Source organism: Dokdonella sp. (genome assembly GCF_035703485.1).
Classification (GTDB): Bacteria; Pseudomonadota; Gammaproteobacteria; order Xanthomonadales; family Rhodanobacteraceae; genus Dokdonella.
Genome location: NZ_DASSYD010000197.1, coordinates 1 through 5,721, shown reverse-complemented (window position 1 = coordinate 5,721; position 5,721 = coordinate 1). Strand labels below are relative to the sequence as shown.

The 5,721-nt window shown below is 60.2% G+C and carries 6 protein-coding genes and 1 pseudogene; all 7 read left to right on the top strand.

Features of this window, described 5'->3' with window-relative positions:
* Nucleotides 1-388, top strand: a pseudogene (locus tag VFN25_RS15065) (glutathione synthase); the annotation flags it as partial.
* Nucleotides 385-1,248, top strand: a complete 864-nt coding sequence (locus tag VFN25_RS15060) for an energy transducer TonB (protein WP_325143362.1) — start codon at nucleotides 385-387, stop codon at nucleotides 1,246-1,248. The pseudogene VFN25_RS15065 and the gene VFN25_RS15060, both read left to right, overlap by 4 nt.
* A gap of 92 nt (nucleotides 1,249-1,340) precedes the next feature.
* Complete coding sequence (locus tag VFN25_RS15055) at nucleotides 1,341-1,790, top strand: DUF1801 domain-containing protein (RefSeq protein WP_325143359.1); 450 nt, start codon at nucleotides 1,341-1,343, stop codon at nucleotides 1,788-1,790.
* 38 nt (nucleotides 1,791-1,828) lie between these two features.
* On the top strand, nucleotides 1,829-2,401 hold the full coding sequence (locus VFN25_RS15050) for a YqgE/AlgH family protein (protein ID WP_414648979.1): 573 nt from the start codon (nucleotides 1,829-1,831) through the stop codon (nucleotides 2,399-2,401).
* 17 nt (nucleotides 2,402-2,418) lie between these two features.
* Nucleotides 2,419-2,871 carry a Holliday junction resolvase RuvX gene (ruvX, locus tag VFN25_RS15045; RefSeq protein ID WP_325143355.1) on the top strand — a complete coding sequence of 151 codons (453 nt, stop codon included), beginning with the start codon at nucleotides 2,419-2,421 and terminating at the stop codon, nucleotides 2,869-2,871.
* Nucleotides 2,868-3,815 carry an aspartate carbamoyltransferase catalytic subunit gene (locus VFN25_RS15040; protein WP_325143353.1) on the top strand — a complete coding sequence of 316 codons (948 nt, stop codon included), beginning with the start codon at nucleotides 2,868-2,870 and terminating at the stop codon, nucleotides 3,813-3,815. The genes ruvX and VFN25_RS15040 overlap by 4 nt, the downstream gene beginning before the upstream one ends.
* A gap of 58 nt (nucleotides 3,816-3,873) precedes the next feature.
* Complete coding sequence (locus tag VFN25_RS15035; protein ID WP_325143351.1) at nucleotides 3,874-5,553, top strand: hypothetical protein; 1,680 nt, start codon at nucleotides 3,874-3,876, stop codon at nucleotides 5,551-5,553.
* Nucleotides 5,554-5,721 lie beyond the last annotated feature (168 nt).

Here is a 5,721-nt window from a genome sequence, read left to right as displayed (position 1 = left end):
CCTGACCGACAACGGCCAGGCGTTTGCCATGGCGCAGAAGTTCATCCCTGAAATCAGCGCCGGCGACAAACGCATCCTGATGATCGATGGCGAGCCGGTTGCCTACGCGCTGGCAAGAATTCCGCAAGGTGATGAATTCCGCGGCAACCTTGCCGCGGGCGGCAAGGGCGTCGGCGTGCCATTGTCCGATCGTGACCGCTGGATTGCCGCCGAGGTAGGGCCCGAACTGAAACGCCGCGGCATGTTGTTTGTCGGACTCGACGTAATTGGTGACTGGTTGACCGAGGTCAATGTGACTTCGCCGACCTGCCTGCGCGAACTGGATGCGCAGTTCGGGCTTAATATTGCCGGCCAACTTTTCGACGTCATCGAATCCCGAATCGCGTGAGCTCCTCAGCATCCAGCAGTGCTGCCGACCGCCTCGGCGTCACCTTTCTCTTTTCCCTGATCGCGCATGCGGTGCTTGCCCTTGGCATCACCTTCAGTGTCGAGAAATCGGCGCCGTCGTTGCCGGCACTCGATGTCATCCTGCTGCAGTCAGCCAGCGGCGAAGCGCCGGAGAAAGCCGATTTCCTGGCCCAGGCCAACAATAGTGGCGGCGGCCTGTCGGAAACGGCCAAGCGCCCGAGCAACCCGTTGTCGAGCCCGATCCCGAAGCCGATCGACGGCATTGCTCCGCGCCCGACCGAGAATGGCGCACCGCGGCCATCACAACCAACCCAGACCGAGTTGTTGACCACCCGCAGCGCAGAACGCAGCGTCGACTCCGCACGGGAATCACCCGATACGCCGGACATTCGCGCACCGACCGAGCGCGAAATCGTCGAACGCAAGCTCGAAATGGCGAAACTGGCTCAGGAAATCCAGCGCGAAACCGAAAAATACGCCAAGCGCCCGAAGAAGAAATATATCTCGGCGAATACCCGGGAATACGCCTATGCCAGCTACATGAATGCCTGGGTCGCGCGCATCGAGCGCATCGGCAACCTCAACTATCCGGATGAGGCCCGGCGCCGGGAATTGCATGGGCAACTCGTGCTGACGGTCGGCCTCAATCGCGACGGCAGCGTCCGAAGCATCGATATCATCCAGCCCAGTGGACACAAGGTGCTCGACGATGCCGCGATCCGCATCGTCAGGCTCGCCGCACCGTTCAAGGCCCTGCCAAGAAATACCGAAGCGATCGACGAACTCTACATCACGCGAACCTGGCAGTTTCTGGAAGGCAACATCTTGCGGAATCGGTAAGTGGGGAGTGGGGAGTGGGGAGTGGGGAGTGGGGAGTGGGGAGTGGGAACAGCATGGTGTTATCGTAACGGCAAGATCCAGGGGCATTCGACATGGCCAGCAGCAAGGCAACCCGCGTTGAGGATTATCTTCAGGAACTGTCCACGGAGCGGCGTGAGGTCATTGCCAGCGTTCGCGACCTGATCAACAGGCACTTGCCGGATGGTTACGTGGAAACCATGGCATCGGGCATGATCAGCTGGGTCATCCCGCTATCGCGCTATCCCGTCACCTACAACAAACAACCGCTTCCCTACGTGGCCCTGGCTGCACAGAAGAACAACTACGCCTTGTATTTGATGGGTGCTTACATGAACGCCGAGGATGATGGCAGCCTGCGCGAGGCGTACAAGACTGCTGGCAAACGCCTCGACATGGGCAAGAGTTGCTTGCGCTTCCGCCATCGCGAGGATTTGCTTGATGAGGCCATCGAACGCCTGATCGCTTCGACCCCGGTCGATGAAACCATCCGCCGATACGAAGCCTCTCGAACAAGGACTTGAGCTGATCGAGGCAACGTTGTCGGCATTGTCGCCGTACAATGGCGACCATGCATGAATCGTCCACCCTCTCGAATCAGTTGTTGATCGCAATGCCGAACCTTCGCGACCCGAATTTCGAGCGTGGCGTCGCCCTGGTCTGCCAGCACGGCGAGGATGGCGCCATGGGCATCATGGTCAACCGCCTGTCCGACTACCGACTCGGCGATGTATTGGCGCAGATGAACCTGCGCTCGGATCTGGCCGATGTCATCGATGCGCCGGTCCTGATTGGAGGCCCGGTGCAGCCGGAGCGCGGCTTTGTCCTGCATACGCCACATGGTGGCTGGGATTCCTCGTTCCGGATATCCGATTCGATCAGCGTGACCACTTCGCGGGACATTCTTGAGGCCATCGCCAGCGGCAATGGCCCGCAGCACGCCGTCGTCGCGCTGGGCTATTCGGGCTGGAGCCCGGGCCAGATCGAACACGAGCTGCGCGAGAATGCGTGGCTGACCGCACCGGTCGACAATGCCATCCTTTTCACCACGCCGCTAACCGATCGCTGGCAAGCCTCGGCCGCCCTGGTCGGTGTCAATCTTGATCAGATTTCGCCATATGCCGGCAATGCCTGAGCGGAGCACGCGCTGGAATGACTGAGCCTGCGGGATATTTGCTCGCATTCGATGTCGGTACGCGCATGCACGGCGTGGCGATCGGTCATCCGCTCACCGGTACCGCGCGCGCCTTGACGACCATTCCGGTCAACCCGGGCAAGTTCGATTGGAGAATGATCGATGCACTGGTCAAGGAATGGCAGCCTCAGGCTTTCGTCATTGGCCTGCCGTTGGCGCTGGACGGCAGCGAGCAGGCAATGACCCGCCACGCGCGCACGTTCGGCGAGCAACTTCGCCAGCGATACAACCGAATCGTCCACGAATCCGACGAGCGCTTCACCTCCAAGGAAGCCGGACGTCGATTCGCCGAACAGCGCGCGCAAGGCAAGGCCAAGCGCAAGCACGGCGCCGACATCGACGCTCTCGCCGCGCAGATCATCCTCGAATCGTGGTTTGCCGACCCGATCCATCGCCCGAGTTCATCATGACCACCGACCTGCAGATTGATTCCAGCGGCAAACTTCGCCACCTGATCACCCTGGACGGCCTCGGCCATGATCGGATCAGCGACCTGCTCGATCGTGCCGTCGAGCTTCGCCAGCACTTCGCCGAGGCGGGTCAGCGCCCGCAACTGCTGGCCGGACGCACCATCATCAATCTGTTTTTCGAAACTTCGACGCGTACGCGGTGCAGCTTCGAACTGGCTGCACGCCGCCTCGGCGCAACGGTATTGAATTTCGATATCAGCCGTTCCTCGACGAGCAAGGGTGAATCGCTCGAAGACACCGTCGCCACGCTGGAAGCCATGCAAGCCGATGCGTTTATCGTGCGTCACCGCGAAAATGGAACCCCGGCTCGGCTCGCCGCCTGTACGCGCAAGGCAGCGATCCTGAATGCCGGTGATGGCAATCATGCGCATCCAACCCAGGGCCTGCTTGATGCACTGACCATTCGTGATCGCCACGCCGATTTTTCGCGGCTCAAAGTGACGATTTGCGGCGACATACGACATTCACGGGTCGCGCGCTCGGACATTCATGTCCTCAGCGCACTCGGCGCCCGCGACATCCGCTTGTGCGGACCCAAAACCCTGCTCCCCGTAGCCAGCGAATTTCCACATTTGCGGATCTTCGAGGATTTCGACGAAGCCATTTCGGGCTGCGATGTCGTCATCATGTTGCGCCTGCAGCGTGAGCGCATGGTCGAGGCCCTGATCGGCGATGAAGCCGAATATTTCTCGCGCTATGGCTTGGACAGCACGCGCCTGGGCCGAGCCGCAGACAATGCCATGGTCATGCATCCCGGGCCGATCAATCGCGGTATCGAGATCGCCGAAGATGTTGCCGATGGCCGACAATCGGTCATTCTCGACCAGGTTGCCAACGGCATTCCCGTGCGCATGGCGGCGCTGTCAAGCCTGCTCGGCGGGTGAGCGAACCAGAATCCCGTTTCACCACTGACCAGCGCCGCAAACCCCAAGGATACGGATCATGTCGAACTACCGCTCAATTCTGCTTGTCATCGTGCTGTTGGCAACAGCCTGCAGTAGACCTCCGGACGAAAACGCGCCGCTCGCCTTCGTGCCGTCCGACACACCGTTCGTCATGGCCAATAGCGAGCCCATGCCCGAGGCGAATGTCGAAATGTGGGCGCGTCAGATGCAAGGCGTCTGGCCAAGCATGGTTGGCCTCTATGACGACATGCTTTCGAAAATTCCGGATACGAGCGAACCGGAAGCTGCCAGATTCAAGCAAGTGACCCAAGCCATCCTCGACGAGATCCGCCAGCGCGATACGCCGGCCAAATGGGCTGAAGTGGGATTCTCGGCGAAATCGCTTGGTGCCCTTTACGGCGTCGGCATGATCCCGGTCCTGCGCGTCGAACTCGGCGATCCAGACAAATTCCGCGCCATGGTTGCACGCGTGGAAGCCAAAGCCGGTGCCAAGCTCGGCACCTCGCACGTTGACGACCAGCCGGTCTGGACGCTGAGAACAGGCAAGGCCGAAGGCCTCATGGCCATTGAAGATCAACATCTCGTAATTGCCTTCCTGCCCGACAACGCCGACAACGCATTGCGTCGGCGCGTCCTCGGCCTTGATCGCCCAAAAAAATCTCTGGCCGAAACGGGTGGTCTGGACAATTTGAACAAGGCCGAAGGTTACCTTCCGTTCGGCAGCGGCTGGATCGACTTCACCCGTCTGGTTGCCTTGATCGACACGGATCCGGGCTACTCCGCGATTGCGCAGATGGCTGCAGATACACCCAAAAATCTCGACGCAACCTGCCGCAGCGAATACACCGCACTGGCCGCGCGTGCTCCCCGGATCGTCCTCGGCTATACCCGGCTCGAAGGCCGACACATGACATTCAGTGGTCGACTCGATCTCGACACGAAGCTGGCGCAAGCATTCGTGAAACTGTCGTCACCTCCGCCTGGCTCGGCTGCGCCATCCAGCGCTTTGTATGACATCAGCCTTTCTTTGCCGGTGCTCAAGATCAAAGATTTCCTCATCGAGCGCAGCAACGCGATTGTTGACGCGCCGTTCCAATGCCCGGCCCTTGCTTCATTGAACGAAGTCGCGACAAAAGCCAAGCTGCGACTCCGCCAGTTTGTGCCACCACCGCTGAGTGATTTCACCGGACTTCGTTTGATGGTCAATCGCCTCGACATTCCGGAGAATGGCAATCCCGACGTCTCAGCGGCCGTGCTGATCGGCAGCTCGAATCCAATGGGCATGATCGGCATGGCGCAATTGGTTGCTCCGACACTGCGCGATTTCAAGCTGGCCCTCGATGGCAAACCGGTCGATCTGCCAGCCGGCATCTTTCCCAACCAGGCCGGCTACGCTCCGGCCATGCAGGTTGCGGCAAGCGAATCAGCCGTCGTGATCGGCATCGGCGCTGATATCGATCTTGCTGCCTTTATCAGCGCCGATACGGCAACTGATGGTCAGCTCATGCGCGCGGTCTACTCGGGCAAGTTCTACGACATGCTCGATTCGATGCTCACGCGGTTCTCGGCGATGATGCCGGAGAACCAGCGTGCCACGATCGAGCAGCAGAAGACTCTCAATGCGCTATACGCGCGCTGGATCGACAGGATTGAGGTTCGCGTCAACGCCACCGCCAAGGGCATAGAGATGATCCAGACTACTGAAATGAAACCCTGATTCGCGTTCCGGAAGTGAAACTGCCAGGGCAACGCTGATCAAGTGGCGCAATCGTCACGACGCCAGTCTGCGTGCAGATCGCGGCGCGCTGGCGCAGATGCACTGGCCGTGCTTCAAGCCAGCGCAACAAAGAGCTGCGCGCAGACAGGTGTCGCCTAACCGATTGTT

What these genes read in the sequence shown, in the direction of transcription:
- VFN25_RS15055 (WP_325143359.1), top strand. Translation starts at nt 1,341, where the DNA reads ATGGCCAGCAGCAAGGCAACCCGCGTTGAGGATTATCTTCAGGAACTG.
- VFN25_RS15050 (WP_414648979.1), top strand. Translation starts at nt 1,829, where the DNA reads ATGGCGACCATGCATGAATCGTCCACCCTCTCGAATCAGTTGTTGATC.
- VFN25_RS15040 (WP_325143353.1), top strand. Translation starts at nt 2,868, where the DNA reads ATGACCACCGACCTGCAGATTGATTCCAGCGGCAAACTTCGCCACCTG.
- ruvX (WP_325143355.1), top strand. Translation starts at nt 2,419, where the DNA reads ATGACTGAGCCTGCGGGATATTTGCTCGCATTCGATGTCGGTACGCGC.
- VFN25_RS15035 (WP_325143351.1), top strand. Translation starts at nt 3,874, where the DNA reads ATGTCGAACTACCGCTCAATTCTGCTTGTCATCGTGCTGTTGGCAACA.